The sequence below is a fragment of the Methylorubrum sp. B1-46 genome, assembly GCF_021117295.1.
Taxonomy (GTDB): Bacteria; Pseudomonadota; Alphaproteobacteria; order Rhizobiales; family Beijerinckiaceae; genus Methylobacterium.
Window position 1 is genome coordinate 3,207,844 of sequence record NZ_CP088247.1, and the last position, 20,263, is coordinate 3,228,106.

A 20,263-nucleotide genomic window follows, 5' to 3' on the forward strand; every position below is an offset into this window, starting at 1 on the left:
ATCCGGTTGTATTGTCAGGCGAGAGCCTGCGCCGCCGCCAGAACCTCCTCGACGTGACCGGGCACCTTCACCTTCGGCCAGATCCGCGCGATGCGCCCTTCACGGTCGATGAGCAGGGTCGTGCGCTCCACGCCCATGTATTTCCGGCCGTACATGCTCTTCTCGACCCAGACGCCGTAAGTCTCCAGCATCGTCTTGGCCTCGTCGGAGGCGAGCGGAAACGTTAGGCCGTACTTCGCCCGGAACTTGTCATGGCTTTTGACGGAATCGGGCGAGACCCCGATCACGGTCGCCCCGGCCGCCGCGAAGGCCTCGCTCTGGGCATTGAAGTTCTGCGCCTCCAGGGTGCAACCGCTCGTGTCGTCCTTGGGATAGAAATAGAGCACGATCTTTTGACCGCGCAGGCTCTCCAGAGAGATGGTGTCCCCGCCCGCTCCCGGTAACGAGAACAAGGGCGCCGCATTGCCGGGTTCTAACGGCATCTCGCCTTCCTTTCGGCCGATTGATGGTGTGCCTGACCCCATGCACGCAGACGTCCCGGGACGCCATGCCGGAGTGGCTTGAATCCTGAGGAAAGACGCCGCGGCCAACGGACCTCCGCCCGAACCTACGGGTGCAGCAGCGAACGAGTGATGGATCAGGAAACGGCCAGGACCCTGCTCCAGGAGGCGGTCGAGCCGCGCCGCCCGCGTCGGCGGCGGCGGCCGGTTCTCTGGTGCACGCTGCTGCTCGTGTTCCTGCTCGGGCTCGGCGGCGGTCTCGTCGTCCTGCGGCTGTCGCAGGGACCGCTGCGCATCGACGGCCTCACCCATCAGGTCGCCGAGGCGGTGGCGGACCGCTTCGGACCGGGCTGGCGGGTGGCCCTGCGCGACAGCGCGCTCGAACTCGACAGCGAGTCTTCGCTGGCGCTGCGGGTCGGCGGGCTCGACATCTTCAACCCGGAAGGCGCCCTAGTGGTGCGCGCCCCGCTCGCGGTGGTCAGCCTCGACACCTGGAGTCTGCTGCGCCTGTCGGTGCTGCCGCGCTCGATCGAGTTCCGCGACATCGAGATGACGGCCCTCGTCCACGACGACGGCTCGATCGCCTTCGCGGCCTCCGCGCCGCAGCAGGGCGAGGCCGCGAAACCCCACACCCTGCCGAGCGTGGACGCCGCCCGCGGCACCGTCTCGCCGGTCTCGGCGGCGGTCGCCTCGATCTTCGGCGTCGTGCTCGATCCGGCGGGCGTCATCGGCGCCCTCGATCGGGCCCGGATCACCAACGGGCGCCTGAACCTCATCGACGACGCCCGGCATCAGGCCACCTTCGAGCGGGTGAACGGCCTGTTCCGCCGCGGCACCAGCGACGATTCGCGGGTGTTCGAGCTGCGCATCGACGGCCCGCATGGCGAGTGGCGCTTCGGCGGGCGCGTCCACGAGGTGGGGGAGGGGCGGCGCGCGGGCGTCATCACCCTGGACGACCTTCCGGTCACCGACCTGCTGCTGCTGTCCGGCCACTCGAAGATGCCGGTGGAGACCGACCTCAAGCTCTCGGCCAAGGCCGACGTGGCTCTGTCCGGCGGGCGCATCGAGACGATGAAGGCCGAGGTGAAGACCGGCGGCGGCACGCTCCTCGTCGACGAGAAAGACTTCAACCCCGTCGTCATCGACGAGCTGCGCGCCGAGGCCGCCTGGGACGAGACCCGGCGTGCGCTGGCCATCTCGGCGATCGACTACAAGGGCGGCGGCAACGACGCGCACCTCACCGGCGCCTTCGCCATCGGCCCTCAGGGCGCCGAGGATGCCTGGACCCTGGATTTCGCCGGCAAGGATGCCCTGCTGCGCGGCGCCGCCCGCAGCGACCCGTCCTTCCGCGTCGGCGAGATCACCGGCCGGATCACCGGCCGGGCCGGGGGCGTGAACATCGAGTCGATCGCGATCGCGGCCGATGGCCTGCAGGGCCGCCTGAGCGGAACCATCGGCACCCGAGCCGACGACGACGGCATCACCCTGCACATCGTCGCAAGCGGAACCGACGGCCGCAAGGCGCTGCGGCTGTGGCCCGAGAACATCGCGCCCGGCGTGCGCAACTACCTCGTGGACGAGCTGCGCGGCGGACGGCTCGACGGGGCCGACATCCAGATCGACATGAGCGGCCCGGAACTCGCCGCCGCGACCCGCGGCGACCCGATGCCGGATCAGGCGCTCAACATCACCTTCGCGGTCTCGGACGCGAGCCTCTCGATCTCGCAGGACGCCCCGCCGCTGAGCCATGGCCGGGTCAGCGGCACGATCACCGGCCGCACCACGACGATTCAGAACGCCACCGCTGCGATCCGCCTTTCCGACACGCGGGTGCTGTCGATCTCGGACGCCTCCTTCCTGATCCGCGATCCGCAGCCGGACAAGATCATCGCCCAGCTCGGCCTGCGGCTGTCCGGATCGGCCGAATCGCTCGCCGCGCTCCTCGAAACGCCGATGTTCAAGGGGCTCACGGGGGCCGAGATCGATCCGGCCACGATCAAGGGCAAGGCGGACCTGCGCATCGACGTGCCGATCAACCTCAAGCACGTGCCCGATCTGGCCGACATGCCGGTGACCCTCACCGGGACGCTCGCCGATTTCAGCATGGATAAGGCGGTGGGCAAGGACCGCTTCGAGGCGGGCCGCTTCACGATTTCCTTCGACCGCAGCGGGTTCGCCCTGAAGGGCGACGGGCGGCTCCTCGGCGCGGCGGTCGCCATCGACCTGAAGCAGCCCAAGCCCGGCAGCCCTGGTGAAGCGGTGGTGAGCCTCGTCCTCGACGACGCCTTCCGGGCCAAGCGCGGCCTTCCCACCGCGCCGCAGCTCGGCGGCGCCATCCCGGCCCGCGTGGTGGTGCCGGTGGGCCGCCCGGCCTCCGCCGGCAAGCCGCCGGCACGGGTCGAGGCGGATCTCACGCGGGCCTCGATCAACGGCCTGCTTCCGGGCTGGAACAAGCCCGCGGGCAAGGCCGGGCGCCTCGGCTTCACCCTGGTGGAGGCGGCCGGCGGCGGGATGGAAATGCGCGACATCACCCTCGACGCCGCTCCGGCGCTCGCCCGCGGCAGCGCCACAATTTCGGCGGAGGGCAATCTGGAACGGGCGGACCTGACGACGCTCAAGCTCTCGCCGGGCGACGACATGCGCGTCAGCCTCGACCGGGCCGGCTCGGCCTACAAGGTGGCGGTGAAGGGGGCCGTCGTGGACGCGCGGCCCTTCCTCAAGGGCATGACGGACGACAGCAAGGGGAGCAAGGAGCCCGGCAAGGAGATCGAAGCGGATGTGGCCGCCAGCATCGTGTCCGGCTTCAACGGCGAGTCGCTGACCAACGCGACCCTCAAGGCGAGCTTCAAAGGCGGTGACCTGCGCGCCGCCCAGTTTAAGGGCCGGTTCGGCGCCGCCCCACTGAACGCCGTCGTCCGGAGCGAGCGCGGTGCGCCCTTGCTCACCCTCGAATCCGCCGATTCCGGCGCCACCCTCCGTTTCCTCGACATCTACAAGCGGATGTATGGCGGGCGGCTCGCGCTTAACATCTATCTCAACGACGGCCCGCAGGCCGGCGTGGTCCAGATCAAGGACTTCGCGCTACGCAACGAGCCCGCCCTGTCGAGCATCGTCGCCCAGGCGCCTCCGCCCGCGGACGGACGGCGCGCGGCCCCGAACGCCAACGATGTCGGCTTCGACACGATGCGGGCGAACTTCACGCGCAGCGGCCCGCGGGTGAGTTTTTCCGACGCAGCGATCTCCAACCCGGCGATGGGCTTCACCGCCACCGGCTGGCTCGACACCGCCAAGGAGCGCACGCAGATCGACGGGACCTTCGTGCCGCTCTACGGCCTCAACAACGTGGTGGCGCAGGTTCCGCTGTTCGGGCCGCTGCTCGCAGGCGGCAGCAACGAGGGCTTGTTCGCGGTGAACTTCAACGTCTCGGGCCCGATCGCCAAGCCGACGGTGAACGTGAACCCGCTCTCGGCGGTCGCCCCCGGCTTCCTGCGCAAGCTGTTCGGCGCTGGCGGCGGCGGGGCGTTCGCCAATGGGGCAGGGCAGGGCGGGCCCGAACGGTAGGGTTCCGAACGCGAGCCTTCCGACCATCTGGGGCGTCCGGTCGAGGAGGGGATCGAGAACGATCGCGTAGACGACCTCCGAACCGTGCCGGGGCGCGGCGTTGATCGAGCGCGACGCGGCACAATGGCACCGGGTGGATCGGAAGCGCGACGGTGCTTCAAGTCGCGCCTTCACAAGGTTCGGCCTTTCGCATACGGCCTTTGAGACCGACCGGTCTGACCGGTGAGGGTTCCTGCGTTCGAGCCTCGCGCTCATCGCAGCGCTCTCGAAGGGCGGCGAAAGAGATCTCTCCAACGCAAACCTCGTACGGTTACGGCGAGCGGCTGAACAGGTCGCACGCTTGGGCCCGCTTGGCCCGAACCGTGATGAACATCCGTTCGAACCGCGGAAGCGGAACCGACGGCAGCGGCCCGATCGCGTCACGCGAACGGCTCCGTTTCACGCCTATCCCGCCTCACAAGGCGCCCGACGAACAGGATTGCCGGCCGCTGTGATCGCCCCACCATCGAACCCGACCGCGACAGGCGGGCGCGCGGACGAAGCCAACCGAACCGACGATGCGCGGCTGGCGCGGGAGGTGGCCCGACACTGCGCCGCGTTCCGCGAACCGATTCCCCGGCTGGCACTTCGGCAGGTGGCCGACACGCTGCTGCCCTACCTGATCCTCTGCACCGTGATGCTCGGCGCGGCGGCGAACGGTTACGCGCTTCTCGCCCTGCCGCTGGCCGTGCCGGCGGGCGGGCTCCTGGTGCGGCTCTTCATCATCCAGCACGATTGCGGGCACGGCTCGTTCCTGCCGTCACGCCGCGGCAATGACGGGCTCGGTCGCGCTCTGAGCCTGCTGACCGTGACGCCCTACGACAGCTGGAAGCGCGCGCATGCCCTGCATCACGCCACCACCGGCGATCTCAGCCGCCGCGGCACCGGCGACATCCATACCTTGACCGTGCGCGAATATCTCGCGCTGCCGCGCTGGGGCCGGCTGCGCTACCGCCTCTACCGCAATCCGCTCGTCTTGATCGTGCTCGGTTCTCCGATCAACTTCCTCATCCTGCAACGCCTGCCCTCCGGCATGGGACTCCCGTGGCGGACGGCGTGGCGCGACGTGCTGGCGCTCGACGCCGTGCTCCTCGCGGCTCTAGCCGTGCTCGCGCTCGCGGCCGGCGGCATCGGGCCGGTGCTCTGGACATTCCTGCCGGTGATCGTCGTCGCCGCCTGGGTCGGCGGCTGGCTGTTCTATGTGCAGCACCAGTACGAGGAGACCGTCTGGGAGGAGGCCGACGCCTGGGACTTCCATCGCGTGGCGCTCGGTGGCAGTTCATATTATGCGCTGCCGCGGGTTCTTCAGTGGTTCACCGGCAATGTCGGCCTGCACCACGTCCACCATCTCAACAGCCGCATCCCGAATTATCGCCTGCAGGAATGCCTCGACGGCCACGAGGTTCTCGGGCGCGTGGGCCGTCTGACCCTGCGCGAGAGCCTGCGCTGCCTGAAGCTGGCGCTCTGGGACGAAGAGGCCCGCAGGATGGTTGGCTTCGCGCGTGTACGAGGGCTCCAGGCCGCCTGAGACGCGGTCCGCTTGATCGCTTCGGTGTCTCTTCGTCATTGCGAGGCGAAGCCGTGGCAATCCAGGGCTCCGCACTTTCCGGAGATGTCGCGCCCTGGATCGCTTCGGCTTCGCCTCGCGATGATGGCGTCGGGCAAAAACCGAAGCAATCAACCGGAAACGGTATGAGACGCGCGGGACGCGGTCAGAGTTCGACAGGGCAGCCGCCGAGACGCGGACGAAGGCTCGGACATGCATGAGCATCATCCGAACTGTCGGAACGATCGGGGCCCGAGGTGAGCAGGCCCCTCCCGACCGGAAGAGGCGGCTATTCCGCCCGCAGCAGAACGTGCTTCTTGCGCCCGAACGAAAGCTTGATCACGCCGTCCGCCGTGAGATCGGACGGGCGCAGCACGGCCTTCTCGTCGCTGACCTGCACGTCGTTGACCCGCAGGCCGCCGCCCTTGATCTGGCGGCGCGCCTCGCTCGTCGAAGGAACGAGCTTGGCGTAGTCCGGCCCGAAGGCGGTGAGCACGCCAAGACCCGCTTCCAGCACCGGGGACGGCACGGAGATCGTCGGCAGGGACTGCGCCAGCGTGCCTTCCACGAAGGTTTTGCGGGCCGTCTCGGCGGCGGCCGCCGCGGCCTCCGCCCCGTGCATCAGTCCCGTCGCCTCGGTGGCAAGGATCGTCTTGGCCTCGTTGATCTCGGCCCCCTGGAGCGCGGCGAGCCGCTCGATCTCGGGCAGCGGCAGCAGGGTGAACAGCTTGAGGAAGCGGCCGACATCGGCGTCCTCGGTGTTCCGCCAGAACTGCCAGTAATCGTAAGGGGAGAGCATCCCGGCATCGAGCCAGACGGCACCGGCCGCCGTCTTGCCCATCTTGGCGCCAGACGACGTCGTCAGCAGCGGGCAGGTGAGCGCGTAGAGCTGCGGCGTGCCCATGCGGCGGCCGAGATCGATGCCGTTGACGATGTTGCCCCACTGGTCCGAGCCGCCCATCTGCAGGCGGGTGCCGAAGCGGCGGTTCAGCTCCACGAAGTCGTAGGATTGGAGGATCATGTAGTTGAACTCCAGGAACGAGAGTTCCTGGTCGCGCTCCAGCCGCATCCGCACGCTGTCCATCGACATCATGCGGTTGACCGAGAAGTGCCGGCCGATGTCGCGCAGCATCTCGATGTAGTTGAGCTTGGTCAGCCACTCCGCGTTGTCGACCATGACCGCGCCGTTGCCGCCTTCGCCGAAGCTGAGGAAGCGGGCGAAGGTCTGCTTGATCCCCTCCTTGTTGGCCTCGATCTGCTCCAGCGTCAGGATCTTGCGCGCTTCGTCGCGGCCCGACGGGTCGCCGACGCGGGTGGTGCCGCCGCCCATCAGCACCACCGGCTTGCCGCCGGTCTGCTGCAGCCAGTGCAGCATCATGATCGAGAGCAGGTGACCGACATGGAGCGAGGCCGCCGTGCAGTCGTAACCGGTATAGGTCGTCAGCCCGCCTTCCGCGGCCAGCGCGTCGATGCCGGCGAGATCGGAAGCCTGGTGGATATAGCCGCGCTCCTGCAGCACCCGGATGAAGTCGGATCTCAGTGCGAAGCTCTCGGCGGTCATGGTGATCGGTCTCGGATGGTGTGGCGGCGCGACAGGGGCGCGGCCGCAATGCTATCCCGCGAGGGGAAGCGCTCGCGCGCGCTCTTAGCAGGGCAGGCCGCGAAAGACACGGGGGGACAGGGCGGCCATGGCGATGAAGCGCGCGATCGGCCTGATGAGCGGCACCTCGCTGGACGGGATCGATCTCGCGTTGATCGAGAGCGATGGCGAGCGCATCCGCGTCGTGAAGTCCGCCAATGGCTTCATCGCACCGCTCGGGCCGACCGGCTATCGTCGGTACGATGAGGCCGAGCAGGCGCTGCTGCGCGAGGTCACTCGGGACGCCGAGGGCATCCGAACGCGCACCGACCGTCCGGGCCGCCTCGCGGAAGCGGAGGATTTCGTCACCCGCGCCCATGCCGAGGCGATCGAGGCGTTCCTCGCCGAGAACGGCCTGAGCCCCGCCGAGATCGAGGTGATCGGCTTCCACGGCCAGACGGTGATCCACCGGCCTCGGCTCGGCCTCACCCTGCAGATCGGCGACGGCGCGGCGCTCGCCCGGCGCCTCGGCATCCGCGTCGTGTCCGACATGCGCGCCAACGACGTGGCGCAGGGCGGCCAGGGCGCGCCGCTGGTGCCGGTGTTCCACAAGGCGCTGGCCGAGGCCGCGGGCTTTGCCGGACCGCTGGGCATCCTCAATATCGGCGGGCTCGCCAACGTTACGCTGATCGGCTCGCGCGGCACCGTGCTCGCCTTCGATACCGGGCCGGGAAACGGGCCGATCAACGATTGGATGAAGGAGCGGGCCGGCCGTGATTTCGATGAAGGCGGCGCCACCGCCGCCCGCGGCACGGTGGATGCCGCGCTGCTCGACAACCTCCTCGGCCACCCGCTGATCCTGCGCACGCCGCCGAAATCGCTGGATCGCAACTGGTTCTCCCACCGGCTCGCCGGCTACCTGACGACCGAGGATGGGGCGGCGACGCTCACCGCCTTCACCGCCCACGCCATCGCTCGCAGCCGCACCTTCACGCCGGAGCCGCCGACCCGCTGGATCGTCGGCGGGGGAGGGGCGAAGAACGAGACGCTGATGGCGATGCTGAAGCGGCTCCTCGACGCCGAGGTGCTGAACGCGGACGAGATCGGCTGGTCGTCCGACTTCCTGGAGGCGCAGGCCTTCGCCTATCTCGCCCTGCGCGCCCTCGAAGGCCTACCGCTCACCTACCCGACCACCACCGGGGTCAGCGCGCCGGTCACGGGCGGCATCGTCTCCGACCCGTGAGCCTCGTCCGTTGAGTCTCGGCCACGCCCTGCGCCGCATCGTCGAGGAGTATCCGCTCGCGCGCACCGACCCGCCGGCCGGGCATCCACTGGCCCACGTCATCCGCAAAGGCGCGCCGGACGAACTGCGCCGGGCGCTCGCGCCGCTGGACGGACCGTTCCTGGTCAAGGGCAGCCCCGGCCGCGGCAGCCACTGGGCGGCGGTGCCGTGGCTGGCGATGTTCGACCCCGCCGTGACGACGAGCGCCACACGCGGCTACTACCTCGTCTATCTGTTTCCGGCCCATCGCGAGGCGGTGCATCTCTCGCTGGCGCAAGGGACCGTGGCGGCGATCCGCGAGCACGGCACCTGCGCGGGCGAGCACCTGCGCGTCAGCGGCGCCCGGCTGCGGCAACGACTCTCGGATTTCTCGGGTGTCCTGCCGGCCACCGCGATTACCCTCGGAATCGCGGGCGAATTGCCCGAGGGCTACGAGGCCGCTCACATCCTCGGCCTGACCTACGATCTCGACGCCCTGGCCGACGAGCGCAGGCTGCGCGCCGACCTCGCCACCGGCATCGCCGCCTACCGTGCGCTGAAGGCGCGGGGCGGGCTCATGTTCTGAGGCAGGGCCGGAACCGCAGGCGGAAGCTGGCCCTTCGCGCTATCCCGCGCTAAGGCACGCGCGCCATGTCGCACAACACCTTCGGCCACCTGTTCCGCGTCACCACCTTTGGCGAGAGCCACGGGGTGGCACTCGGCTGCGTGGTGGACGGTTGCCCGCCCGGCCTTGCGCTGGAGGCCGAGGAGATCCAGGCGGAACTCGACCGGCGCAAACCCGGCCAGTCGCGCTTCACCACGCAGCGGCGCGAGCCCGATCAGGTGAAGATCCTGTCCGGCGTCTTCAGCGATGACCGCACCGGCGGCCGCCAGCTCACCACCGGCACGCCGATCGCGCTGATGATCGAGAACACCGATCAGCGCTCGAAGGATTATTCCGAGATCCGCGACAGCTATCGTCCCGGCCACGCCGACTACACCTACGACGCCAAGTACGGTTTTCGCGATTATCGCGGCGGCGGACGCTCCTCCGCCCGCGAAACCGCGGCGCGGGTCGCGGCCGGTGCCATCGCCCGCAAGGTGATCCCCGGCGTCACCATCCGCGCCGCCCTGGTGCAGATGGGGCCGCACGCCATCGACCGCGGGAACTGGGATTGGGAGGCGGTCGACCACAATCCGTTCTTCTGCCCGGACCCCAAGGCGGCAGCCCTCTACGAGACCTATCTCGACGGCATCCGCAAGGACGGTTCCTCGGTCGGCGCGGTGATCGAGGTGATCGCCGAGGGCGTGCCCCCCGGCCTCGGCGCGCCGATCTACGGCAAGCTCGACGCGGATCTCGCCGCGGCGATGATGTCGATCAACGCGGTCAAGGGTGTCGAGATCGGCGACGGCTTCGCCGCGGCCGCCTTGCGCGGCGAGGACAATGCCGACGAGATGCGCGCCGGCAATGACGGCCGCCCGCGCTTCCTCGCCAACCATGCCGGCGGCATCTTAGGGGGCATCTCCTCGGGCGAGCCGGTGGTGGTGCGCTTTGCCGTGAAGCCGACCTCCTCGATCCTGACACCCCGCCAGAGCGTGAACCGCGACGGCGCGGAGATCGACCTCATCACCAAGGGCCGCCACGACCCCTGCGTCGGCATCCGCGCCGTGCCCGTCGCCGAGGCGATGATGGCCTGCGTGCTGGCCGATCACTATCTTCGCCATCGCGGCCAGGTCGGCGAACGCGCCTGACTCGCCCTTTCGAACCGCTGAACGAGACGAAGCCCGTGCCCCATTGCAGCGTCACCGAGGCCATCGAGGCCTTCGCCCGCGGCGAGATCGTGGTCGTCACCGACGACGACGATCGCGAGAACGAGGGCGACCTCGTCGTCGCCGCCTCGCTCTGCACGCCGGAGAAGATGGCGTTCATCATCCGCAACACCTGCGGCATCGTCTGCGCGCCGATCACCCTCGACGAGGCGCGCCGCCTCCATCTCGACCCGATGGTGGCCTCGAACGACGCGCCGCTCGGCACCGCCTTCACCGTCACGGTGGACGTGCGCCACGGACTGACCACCGGCATCTCCGCCGAGCAGCGCTGCAACACGGTCCGGGCGCTGGCCAACGGCAATATGGGCGCGGGCGACTTCGTCCGGCCGGGCCACGTCTTCCCGCTCATCGCCCGCGACGGCGGCGTGCTGATGCGCTCCGGGCATACGGAAGCCGCGGTCGATCTGTGCAAGCTCGCAGGTCTGCCGCCGGTCGGCGTGATCTGCGAACTCGCCAACGACGACGGCACCGTGATGAAGGGGCCGCAGATCGATGCGTTTTCCGAGCAGCACGGCCTCAAGCGGGTCTCGGTGGCCGACCTCATCGCCTACCGGCAGGCCCGCGACCGGCTGGTCGAGCGGGTCGGCACCTTCCCGGTCAAGACCGAGTTCGGCGCGATGACCGGCTACGCCTACGTGACGCCGTTCGAGCCGATCCAGCAATTCGCCTTCGTCCACGGCGCCATCGGCGACGGCCGCAACGTGCCGGTGCGCCTGCACCGCTCGAACGTCGTCGCCGACGTGATCGAGGGCGGGGGGCAGATCGAGAGCGTGATGCGCCGCTTCGCCAAGGAGGGCCGCGGCATCCTCGTCTACCTGCGCGACGGCACCGCGGGCGTTCCGCTCAACCGCTACGCCGAAGAAGGCGCCGAGGCGCAGCGCGTGCGACAGTGGCGCGAGGTGGGCCTGGGCGCGCAGATCCTGCGCGACCTCGGCGTGGTCTCGATCCGCAACCTGTCCTCCTCGTCGCGCTCCTATGTCGGCCTGTCGGGCTTCGGCATCGAGCTGGTCAGCGAGGAGCCGCTGGAAGGGTGAGCGGCTCCGCTCGCCGCCGGGGTACCCGTCGCCCCACGTACGGGGAGAGGGAATGCGCACCCAACGCGGCGCTCACCCGGACACGCGTTCTACCCCTTGCGGCCAAGCGCGGCCGTTCCCAGGTCCAGTGAGGCGGCGACATCGCCGCCTCACTGGAAGGGAGCACCGCATGGTCCTTGTCCCCTGTCCCGCCTGCGATCACCGCGTCTCGGACAAGGCGTTCGCCTGCCCCACCTGCGGGCATCCCGGCAGCCAGTCCGACCGGCACGGCCTCGTGCCGGCGCTCGGTCGCGTCGCCGGAACCTATGTCTCGGCGAACGCCATCACCGGGGCGATCCTCGGCAGCGTGATGTTTCTGAGCGTCGCCGCGGTGCTCATCACGCTGATCCTGACCCACCGATAGGCCCCTGGTCTGGGGCGGTGCCGGTCACCGCCCCATCAGCGCATCCACATGAGCAGCGACCGATCGGGCGAGCCCGTCGAGGCTGTAGCCCCCCTCCAGGATCGAGACGACGCGCCCGCCCGCGTGACGGTCGGCGACCTCCATCAGCCGGCGCGTGGCCCAGCCGAAATCCGCCTCTTCGAGCTGGATGTTGGCCAGCGGGTCGAGCTTGTGCGCATCGAACCCGGCCGAGATCACGATGAGGTCGGGCGCGAAGGCATCAAGCCGTGGCAGGATCCGCGCTTCGAAGGCTTCGCGGAACATCTCGCTGCCGTCGAAGGCCTTGAGCGGCGCATTGACGATGGTGTCGTGGTCGCCCCGCTCGCCCGTTCCGCCCGTGCCGGGAAACAGCGGCATCTGATGGGTCGAGGCGTACATGACGCTCTTGTCGGCCCAGAAGATGTCCTGCGAGCCGTTGCCGTGATGGACGTCGAAATCCACCAGAGCGACGCGGGTGGCGCCGAACGCCTTCTGGGCGTGGCGCACGGCGATCGCCGCGTGGTTGAACAGGCAGAAGCCCATGGCGCGGTCGCGCTCGGCGTGGTGGCCGGGCGGGCGCATGGCGACGAAGGCGTTGGCGCACTCGCCCTTCATCACCGCATCGACCGCGTGATTCGATCCGCCGATGGCGTGCAGGCAGGTGTTGAGCGAGCCCGGCGACATCAGCGTGTCGCCGTCGATCTGGAAGAAGCCCTCGCTGGGTGACGCCGAGACGATGGTCTCGACGAAGGCGGCCGGGTGGACGAGTTCGGCGACCGAAGCCTCCGCCTTCGGGGCGTGGCAGCGGACGAGGGCGGAGAACCGCTCGTTCTCGAGGGCGCTCTCCACCGCCTGCATGCGGGCGGGCCGCTCCGGATGCCCGGTCGGGACCGCGTGTTCGACGGCGCTCGGATGGGTGACGTACAGGGTGCTCAGGGCCGTTTCTCCCGGGTGCGCGAAACGGCAATGCCGAGCCTCGGCCATCCCGCCTCGTCACGCGCCGCCCTGCGGGGGCAGGGCAACCTCGTTGCTGCCGATGCGGCGCTTCCGGCTGCCGCCAGGTTTGCCGTTCTTGTTGTCTCGAACTTGTCGATCTTGCCGTCCACACGCAACAGGGCAAACCGGGACGACGGCCCGGATCACGTTCTTCCACAAGGCTCCGCTCGCGGCCCAAGCGCGGCCACAAACACAGGCGCAACCTGCGGTCGTTTCCCCGCACAACCGACCACCCGCCCTGCGCTCCTTCCCCGCCCGCCTCCTCGTGCGCCTTCTCCCCGTGGCCGCCGGCTTGGCAGGCATCTTGGCCGCCTGGCCAACGCAGACGGCCCGAGTGGTACCGCCGGTCCAGGCGACCGCTGAACGGCCCGCCGTACCGCCCCTGCTGCTGCGACCGGGACGGGACGCGGCCTGGATGAAGTTTGCGCCGAAGGCGCCTCTCGATCCCGTCCTATCGTCAAAACTCTATCAGCTTGACCGCACAGAAGGCTGCTGAGGGTGAGAAGGCGACATGGGCCGTGTGCCGAGTAGAGGACATTGTCATACGCCCCACAGCCCCGGCCCTGTGGTATCCACGCAACGCACAGGCCTGGAGAAGCTGCGGATTATAACGCTTCAAAAGCCGCGCTGGGACACCTTAAAACGGCTCGCAACTAGGCTTCTTTGCACATTCCTTCTCAAGCTTGACCCCTCGTGTTTCTCGATTGTAACGGCCCACCACTAACTTAAGTTGGTGTGCGTCCGTGACTGTCCCGAACAAGACTATCAAGAAAAACACCGCGCTAGCCGCTTCGGCCGCCCTCGTGCTCATCGTGCAATCGGGTTCGTTGGTTCATTTCGGGCCGAGTTCGGCCGCCGCTCAACTCGCGGCTGACGCCTCTCAGGAGGTGCAGCTCGAAGAACTGTCGGTTGTCGGCAACGGTGTACCCGCCAGCGGGCCAGCCGGGGGAGCGGGACGCAGGGTCGATGGCTATCTTGCCAAAGACAGCGTAAGCGCCACGCGCACCGACACACCCCTGCGCGAGGTTCCGCAGACGGTCGTGGTCGTGCCGGATCAGGTGCTCACGGACGCCGCTGCCACGCGCGTGGACACCGCGCTCGACCTCGCGGGCGTTGGCCGGGGGAACAACTTCGCAGGCCTTGGCCTGACCGAGTTCACCGTGCGCGGCTTCTCCACGGGCGAGTTCTACCGCAACGGCTTCCCGGCCAACCGCGGCTACCCAAACTCGCCCGACGTGATCTCGATTGCGCGGATCGAGGTTCTGAAAGGCCCCTCTGCCTTCCTCTACGGGCGCGGCGATCCGGGTGGCACCTTCAACATCGTCACCAAGCAGCCCTTGGCCGAGCGCGCCCTCGCAATCGGCACACAGATCGGCAGCTTCAATCAGAAGCGCAGCACCTTCGATGCCACCGGAGCCCTCGATGAAGAGGGTCGGGTGCTCGCTCGCGTCACGGGCGCGGTCGAGGACAACGGCAGCTTCCGCGATTTCGTGCGCGGCGACCGCTACTACCTCGCCCCCGTCATTGCCTGGAAACCAACCGCCGACACGACGATCACCCTCGAAGGCGAGCTGGTCAGCACCGCCACGACCTTCGACCGGGGCGTCGTGCCCATCAACGGCAACATCCGCGCCCTGCCGCGCACCTTCTTCATCGGTGAGCCTGGCATCCCGGCGGTGCGCAATGACAGCGCGCTCGGCCAGCTGCGCATCGAGCACCGGCTCGACCCCGATTGGGTGATCACCGCGGGCGCGCAGGCCCTCGGCGGCCGTCTCTACGGCGATGGCGTGGGCGCCATGAACGTGCTGAGCGATGGACGGACCTTGCGGCGCACCTTCGAGCATCGCGACTTGAGCTGGTCCGATCTCGACGTTCAGCTCAACCTTGCCGGCAAGTTCGAAACCGGCTCCTTCCGTCACACCCTGCTGATGGGCTTCGAATACGACAGCTACCGCTACCGCGAGATCTTCAACCGCTCGAACGCGAACACCAACCCCTTCGTCCTCGACCTACTCGCACCCCGCTACGGCCAAGTGCCGCTGCCGCCGCTCGGCTCGATCACCAACTTCCTTCAGAACACCCAGAGCTTCGGGGGTTACGTCCAGGACCAAATCGACATCACCCCGCATCTCCACGCCCTCATCGGTGTGCGCGTTGAGGACCTTGGCCTCGTCTCGACGGACTATCGGACCGGCCGCACCACGAGTTTGCAAGGGACGGTCGCGACGCCGCGGTTTGGCCTCGTCTACGATCTGACCGACACGGTCTCGATCTACGGTAACTACGGCCGCTCCTTTCGGCCGAACACCGGCACGGATCGAGCGGGTCGCCCGTTCGCCTTCGAGCAGGGCGAGGGCTACGAGGCTGGGGCAAAGTTCAGCCTGCTCGACGGGACACTGAGCGCCACAGCGGCCGTGTTCGACATCCGGCGCACCAACGTCCTCACCGTTGATCCGCTAGATCCGAACTTCAGCGTTGCGGCCGGTGAGGTGCGCAGCCGCGGCTTCGATCTGACGGTCGCCGGCTATCTGGCGCCTGGGTGGCGGGTGTTCGGCACCTACACCCACGCCGATGCCGCGGTCTCGCGTGACAACACCTTGCCGGTTGGGACGCGGATCGCCAACATCCCCGCTGACAGCCTCGCCTTCCAGAGCGTCTACGAGTTCCAGGGGCCTGATCTGCGTGGCCTCGGCCTGGGTGGTGGCGTGACCTATGTCAGTCAGCGCGTGGCGGGCACAGCTCTCTCGACCTTTCGGCTGCCGGAGTACACTGTCTTCAACCTGATCTCGTACTATTGGATTACACCGGAGGTGCGGGTCTATCTCAACGTCGACAACCTGTTCGACACAACTTACTACGACCGCGCTTTCCAGAACCGCTATGCGACCCCGGGCACGCCCCGTGCAATCATGGGTGGGGTTGCGGCCCGCTTCTAACGAGCATCATGGCTGGGGGTCGAGCTTTCCCTGGCAACATGTTCGCAGGCCCAAATCTGCTGCAGTAGTCCGACCGTTTGGAAACAGACCGGCACGAAGCTGCGCCATTCAAGGAGAGGTCGCTGCCGGATCGACAGCCTGCCTCAAAGCGGGCCATTCCGGAGTCTGCTCAGGGTCGATAGCGGCTCCTCATAAGGTCAAGCTGATTAGGTATTAAACCGAGACCGCACCGCAGTCGATTTCACGACGCGCGTGTCGGTCGGCGCTCGTCGTCGATACGGCCGAGCGGCGGCTCTACCTCGTGCGGCCCGGCGGCAAGGTGAGGCGCGCCCCCCGTCTCCGTCGGCCGGGTCTCGCAGGGACCGGGCGCGCGGAGATCAATCGCACGCTTGAATGGCCGGATTGGAACCCGGCACCCGAAATGATCGGGCACCACCCGCATCTGCCGCCGCGCCTCGAGGGCGGTCCCTTCAGCCCGATCGGCGGCCGCGCCCTCTCCCTCGATCAGAATCGCAGGGACATGCTCTCCCGCATCCACGGCACCAACGAGCCGGAGACGAGCGGGCAGGCGGTCTCATCGGGCTGCATCCGCATGCTCAACGAGGATGGGATAGACCTCTACGAGCGCGTGCCGGTGGCGGCGAAGGTCGTGGTGCGATGAAGAGACTCTTACTTTTGACCGGCAAGATTTCCGAAAGGCTCAATCGTGAGCCTACGTTTACCTGAACACGGGTTCAGATTTGGCCATTAACCTCTTCGAGCGTTGTCGGTCCGTATTGTCAGCACAGACACGGACAAACACCGGCGACACCAGGCCGCGGAGGCATCAAACCATGACCAACACTGCGCTTGAACTGTTCTGCACCCGCATCGTCGATGCCGGCCGCCTGACCCAGGACGACGTCCGCGAACTCGCCCGCGAGATCCTGCCCGACGGCATCATGGGCCGCGAAGAGGCCGACCTGCTGCTGGCGCTGGACCGCGCCGTCGCCGACATCCACGAGGGCTTCGCCGCTTTCGTCACGGCGGAAGTCGTGAACTTCGCCGTCTACGGCGAGCGCCCCACCGGCATCATCACCCGCGAGATGTCCGCGTGGCTCTCCGCCTCCATCGCCGGCCGCAAGGGCCCGACCGCTCTGGGCAGCCGCATCGCCATGGAGATCGTGCGTGAGGCCGAGACCAGCGACGAGACGCTGATCGCCTTCGCCCTCAAGGCCAAGAGCGCTCTGGCCAAGATCGCGGCTGCCAGCACCGCCGAGTGCCGCACCGGTGGGCTGTCCTGCGCTGCATGATGAATTCAGTTTTGGAGCCTAATGCACCCGGGATCGCGGCGCCGCCGCCAGCATCCGGGCAATGTCGAAATTCGAATTGAGAGCCGGTCAATCGAATTTCACCGAAGCTGGCCTTTTGGGCGATGCGGCACAGCTTCCCCCACCCGCGCAACTGCTTTATCGGGATGCGTTCGGGCTTGCCTTCGGGAGGGGCGGGCCGAGACAGTCTCCCTCAAGAAGCGGCTGCGATGTTCGATAAGATCCTGATTGCCAACCGGGGCGAAATCGCCTGCCGTATCATCAAGACGGCCCGGAGAATGGGCATCAAGACGGTGGCCGTCTATTCCGACGCCGACCGTGACGCGGTCCACGTGGCGATGGCCGACGAGGCCGTGCATATCGGCCCGGCGCCCGCCGCGCAGTCCTATCTCCTGATCGACAAGATCATCGACGCCTGCAAGCAAACCGGCGCGCAGGCGGTCCATCCCGGCTACGGCTTCCTCTCGGAGCGCGAGGCCTTCCCGAAGGCGCTTGCCGAGGCCGGCATCGTCTTCATCGGCCCGAATCCCGGCGCCATCGCCGCCATGGGCGACAAGATCGAATCGAAGAAGGCCGCGGCCGCCGCCAAGGTCTCAACGGTGCCGGGCTTCCTCGGCGTGATCGAGAGCCCCGAGCACGCCGTGACCATCGCCGACGAGATCGGCTATCCGGTGATGATCAAGGCGTCCGCCGGCGGCGGCGGCAAGGGCATGCGCATCGCCGAATCGGCCGACGAGGTCGCCGAGGGGTTCGCCCGCGCCAAGTCCGAGGCCTCGTCCTCCTTCGGCGACGACCGCGTCTTCATCGAGAAGTTCATCACCGATCCGCGCCACATCGAGATCCAGGTGATCGGCGACAAGCACGGCAACGTGATCTATCTCGGCGAGCGCGAGTGCTCGATCCAGCGCCGCAACCAGAAGGTCATCGAGGAAGCGCCGTCGCCGCTCCTTGACGAGGAGACCCGGCGTAAGATGGGCGAGCAGGCCGTCGCCCTCGCCAAGGCCGTGAACTACGATTCCGCCGGCACGGTGGAATTCGTCGCCGGCCAGGACAAGTCGTTCTACTTCCTCGAAATGAACACCCGCCTGCAGGTGGAGCATCCGGTCACCGAGATGATCACCGGGCTCGATCTCGTCGAGCTGATGATCCGCGTTGCCGCCGGCGAGCAACTGCCGCTGACGCAGGGCGAGGTGAAGCTGAACGGCTGGGCGGTCGAGAGCCGCGTCTACGCCGAGGATCCGACCCGCAACTTCCTGCCCTCGATCGGCCGGCTCACGGTCTACCAGCCGCCGCAGGAAGGTCCGCTCGGCTCGGGAATCGTGCGCAACGATACCGGCGTGGAGGAGGGCGGCGAGATCGCGATCCACTACGATCCGATGATCGCGAAACTCGTCACCTGGGCGCCGACGCGGCTCGAGGCGATCGAGGCGCAGGCGACCGCCCTCGACGCCTTCGCCATCGACGGCATCCGCCACAACATCCCCTTCCTCGCCACCCTGATGGCCCATCCGCGCTGGCGCGAGGGGCGGCTCTCCACGGGCTTCATCAAGGAGGAATTCCCCGAGGGCTTCGCCGCGCCCGCCCCCGAGGGGCAGGTTGCCCGCCGGCTCGCGGCGGTGGCGGCGGCGATCGACCACAAGCTCAACATCCGCAAGCGCGGCATCTCGGGTCAGATGCGTGATCCGAGCCTGCTGACCTTCCAGCGCGAGCGCGTGGTGGTGCTCTCCGGCCAGCGCTTCAACGTCACCGTCGATACGCAGGACGCCGATCTGCTCGTCGCCTTCGACGACGGCACGCAGGCGCCGGTGCGCAGCGACTGGCGCCCCGGCGAGCCGGTCTGGAGCGGCACGGTCGGCGGCGAGCCGGTCGCGATCCAGGTGCGCCCGCTCCTCAACGGCGTGTTCCTGCAGCATGCGGGCGCGGCGGCGGAAGCCCGCGTCTTCACCCGTCGCGAGGCCGAACTCGCCGACCTGATGCCGGTCAAGGAGAATGCCGGCTCCGGCAAGCAGCTCCTTTGCCCGATGCCCGGTCTGGTCAAGCAGATCATGGTCAGCGAGGGCCAGGAGGTGAAGAACGGCGAGCCGCTCGCCATCGTCGAGGCGATGAAGATGGAGAACGTGCTGCGCGCCGAGCGCGACGGCACCGTCTCCAAGATCGCCGCCAAGGAGGGCGACAGCCTCGCGGTCGATGCGGTGATCCTGGAATTCGCCTGATCAGTACGGTGATCGGCGGCCTCACGCCGATCACCACCGCCGTTGCGGCGTCGTGAGTGCACCGCCGGGCACGCGCACCGGACTCCCCGCGCGTCGGCCCGCCGCTCGTTCCCCGCCGAAAAGCCATGCCCCTCTACTTCGCTTACGGCGCCAACATGGACGCCGCCGCCATGGCCCAGCGCTGCCCGGCCTCGCGGCTGATCGGCCGCGGGCGCCTGCCGCGGCACCGCTTCATCATCATGCGGGAGGGCTGGGCCTCCGTCGTGCGCGCGCCCGGTGCGACCGTGTGGGGCGTGCTCTGGGAGCTCGCGCTCTCCGACGTCCCGGCGCTGGACCGCTACGAGGGTGTGGCGGGCGGCCTCTACGTGAAGGCCTATCAGCCGATCGTCACCGAAGAGGGCACGAAGCGCGCCCTGATCTATCTCGGCCGCAGCGGAACTGGGGGCCTGCCGCGTCCCGGCTACCTCGAAGCCGTGCTCGCGGCCGGTCAGGCGGCGCAATTGCCCGGGCCCTATCTTCAGGAGATCCGCGGTTGGCAGCGCAGGGCTCCGGCCTGATCGGGTGGCGGCATACGCCCCGTCGCGCCCGCATGGTATCATCGACGATCATCGTCGGCTGACCGCCGATCGCCATCCACGAGATCCTGCCGCCTTGAGCATCGACAGCAAGACCATCCGCATCGTGATCCGCGGTCGCGTCCAGGGCGTGTCCTACCGCGCCTGGACCCGGAAGCAGGCCGAACGGCACGGCGTCGCGGGCTGGGTCCGCAATCGGCCCGACCGCACCGTCGAAGCCCTGTTCACGGGCCCGGTCGAGGCGGTCGAGGCGCTGCTCGCCGCGTGCCGACGCGGCCCGTTCGCGGCGCGCGTCGACGGCATCGAGGTCAGCGACGAGGCCGAGGCGGCCTCCATCACGGGTTTCGAGATCCGCACCTAGAAACCGCGAGGGCTTGCCGGCCGTGCCTCCGGCCTGTAGCCGCCTGGGCAGCGCTTCCGCACGGACCGGCCAGACGAACTCGCGATGACGACGCCCTGACC

Annotated in this window: 16 protein-coding genes; 13 read left to right on the forward strand and 3 right to left on the reverse strand. The window is 68.4% G+C overall.

Going from position 1 to position 20,263, the window contains the following annotated elements; genetic code table 11:
- Positions 1–14: 14 nt before the first annotated feature.
- On the reverse strand, positions 15–482 hold the full coding sequence (locus LPC10_RS14840; RefSeq protein ID WP_231342867.1) for a peroxiredoxin: 468 nt from the start codon (positions 480–482) through the stop codon (positions 15–17).
- Between the two features lie 150 nt (positions 483–632).
- On the opposite strand from LPC10_RS14840, the gene LPC10_RS14845 reads away from it, so the two are divergent.
- Complete coding sequence (locus tag LPC10_RS14845; protein WP_231342869.1) at positions 633–4,061, forward strand: DUF3971 domain-containing protein; 3,429 nt, start codon at positions 633–635, stop codon at positions 4,059–4,061.
- A 490-nt stretch (positions 4,062–4,551) separates the two neighbouring features.
- Positions 4,552–5,628, forward strand: a complete 1,077-nt coding sequence (locus LPC10_RS14850; RefSeq protein ID WP_231342871.1) for a fatty acid desaturase — start codon at positions 4,552–4,554, stop codon at positions 5,626–5,628.
- A gap of 307 nt (positions 5,629–5,935) precedes the next feature.
- Here LPC10_RS14850 and tyrS read toward each other — a convergent pair whose 3' ends face one another.
- Positions 5,936–7,207: a tyrosine--tRNA ligase gene (tyrS, locus tag LPC10_RS14855; RefSeq protein ID WP_231342872.1), complete on the reverse strand. Its 1,272-nt coding sequence runs from the start codon at positions 7,205–7,207 to the stop codon at positions 5,936–5,938.
- Positions 7,208–7,334: 127 nt separating this feature from the next.
- Here tyrS and LPC10_RS14860 point away from each other — a divergent pair, with 127 nt between their 5' ends.
- The 5 genes from LPC10_RS14860 to LPC10_RS14880 all read left to right on the forward strand — a co-directional run bounded on the left by LPC10_RS14860 (position 7,335) and on the right by LPC10_RS14880 (position 11,753).
- A complete protein-coding gene (locus LPC10_RS14860; protein ID WP_231342873.1) occupies positions 7,335–8,468 on the forward strand; it encodes an anhydro-N-acetylmuramic acid kinase in 1,134 nt (377 codons plus the stop codon).
- Positions 8,469–8,478: 10 nt separating this feature from the next.
- A complete protein-coding gene (locus LPC10_RS14865) occupies positions 8,479–9,072 on the forward strand; it encodes a DUF3578 domain-containing protein (RefSeq protein WP_231342874.1) in 594 nt (197 codons plus the stop codon).
- 65 nt (positions 9,073–9,137) lie between these two features.
- Entirely contained in the window at positions 9,138–10,238 is a 1,101-nt protein-coding gene (gene aroC / locus LPC10_RS14870) for a chorismate synthase (RefSeq protein WP_231342878.1), read from the forward strand.
- A 35-nt stretch (positions 10,239–10,273) separates the two neighbouring features.
- Positions 10,274–11,350: a 3,4-dihydroxy-2-butanone-4-phosphate synthase gene (gene ribB / locus LPC10_RS14875; RefSeq protein ID WP_231342881.1), complete on the forward strand. Its 1,077-nt coding sequence runs from the start codon at positions 10,274–10,276 to the stop codon at positions 11,348–11,350.
- 169 nt (positions 11,351–11,519) lie between these two features.
- Positions 11,520–11,753, forward strand: a complete 234-nt coding sequence (locus tag LPC10_RS14880; RefSeq protein ID WP_231342883.1) for a hypothetical protein — start codon at positions 11,520–11,522, stop codon at positions 11,751–11,753.
- Positions 11,754–11,777: 24 nt separating this feature from the next.
- On the opposite strand, the gene LPC10_RS14885 is transcribed toward LPC10_RS14880, so the two are convergent.
- A complete protein-coding gene (locus LPC10_RS14885; RefSeq protein ID WP_231347056.1) occupies positions 11,778–12,707 on the reverse strand; it encodes a histone deacetylase family protein in 930 nt (309 codons plus the stop codon).
- Between the two features lie 803 nt (positions 12,708–13,510).
- Between LPC10_RS14885 and LPC10_RS14890 the strand changes: the two genes are divergently transcribed.
- From LPC10_RS14890 to LPC10_RS14915, 6 genes are all read left to right on the forward strand, one after another.
- The gene (locus tag LPC10_RS14890) at positions 13,511–15,703 is read left to right on the forward strand and encodes a TonB-dependent siderophore receptor (RefSeq protein ID WP_231342886.1); all 2,193 of its coding nucleotides are present in this window, start codon (positions 13,511–13,513) and stop codon (positions 15,701–15,703) included.
- 319 nt (positions 15,704–16,022) lie between these two features.
- Positions 16,023–16,364 (forward strand): L,D-transpeptidase, encoded by a 342-nt coding sequence (locus tag LPC10_RS14895; RefSeq protein ID WP_231342887.1) that lies wholly within the window; start codon positions 16,023–16,025, stop codon positions 16,362–16,364.
- Between the two features lie 172 nt (positions 16,365–16,536).
- Positions 16,537–16,995 (forward strand): hypothetical protein, encoded by a 459-nt coding sequence (locus LPC10_RS14900; protein WP_231342889.1) that lies wholly within the window; start codon positions 16,537–16,539, stop codon positions 16,993–16,995.
- A gap of 227 nt (positions 16,996–17,222) precedes the next feature.
- Complete coding sequence (locus LPC10_RS14905) at positions 17,223–19,226, forward strand: acetyl/propionyl/methylcrotonyl-CoA carboxylase subunit alpha (RefSeq protein WP_231342890.1); 2,004 nt, start codon at positions 17,223–17,225, stop codon at positions 19,224–19,226.
- Positions 19,227–19,351: 125 nt separating this feature from the next.
- Complete coding sequence (locus LPC10_RS14910; RefSeq protein ID WP_108940839.1) at positions 19,352–19,783, forward strand: gamma-glutamylcyclotransferase family protein; 432 nt, start codon at positions 19,352–19,354, stop codon at positions 19,781–19,783.
- Between the two features lie 94 nt (positions 19,784–19,877).
- A complete protein-coding gene (locus LPC10_RS14915; protein ID WP_231342891.1) occupies positions 19,878–20,162 on the forward strand; it encodes an acylphosphatase in 285 nt (94 codons plus the stop codon).
- Positions 20,163–20,263 lie beyond the last annotated feature (101 nt).

Coding starts and splice junctions, on each gene's coding strand:
- LPC10_RS14840 (WP_231342867.1), bottom strand. CDS start 482: ATGCCGTTAGAACCCGGCAATGCGGCGCCCTTGTTCTCGTTACCGGGA.
- LPC10_RS14845 (WP_231342869.1), top strand. CDS start 633: ATGGATCAGGAAACGGCCAGGACCCTGCTCCAGGAGGCGGTCGAGCCG.
- tyrS (WP_231342872.1), bottom strand. CDS start 7,207: ATGACCGCCGAGAGCTTCGCACTGAGATCCGACTTCATCCGGGTGCTG.
- LPC10_RS14860 (WP_231342873.1), top strand. CDS start 7,335: ATGGCGATGAAGCGCGCGATCGGCCTGATGAGCGGCACCTCGCTGGAC.
- aroC (WP_231342878.1), top strand. CDS start 9,138: ATGTCGCACAACACCTTCGGCCACCTGTTCCGCGTCACCACCTTTGGC.
- LPC10_RS14880 (WP_231342883.1), top strand. CDS start 11,520: ATGGTCCTTGTCCCCTGTCCCGCCTGCGATCACCGCGTCTCGGACAAG.
- LPC10_RS14900 (WP_231342889.1), top strand. CDS start 16,537: ATGACCAACACTGCGCTTGAACTGTTCTGCACCCGCATCGTCGATGCC.
- LPC10_RS14905 (WP_231342890.1), top strand. CDS start 17,223: ATGTTCGATAAGATCCTGATTGCCAACCGGGGCGAAATCGCCTGCCGT.
- LPC10_RS14910 (WP_108940839.1), top strand. CDS start 19,352: ATGCCCCTCTACTTCGCTTACGGCGCCAACATGGACGCCGCCGCCATG.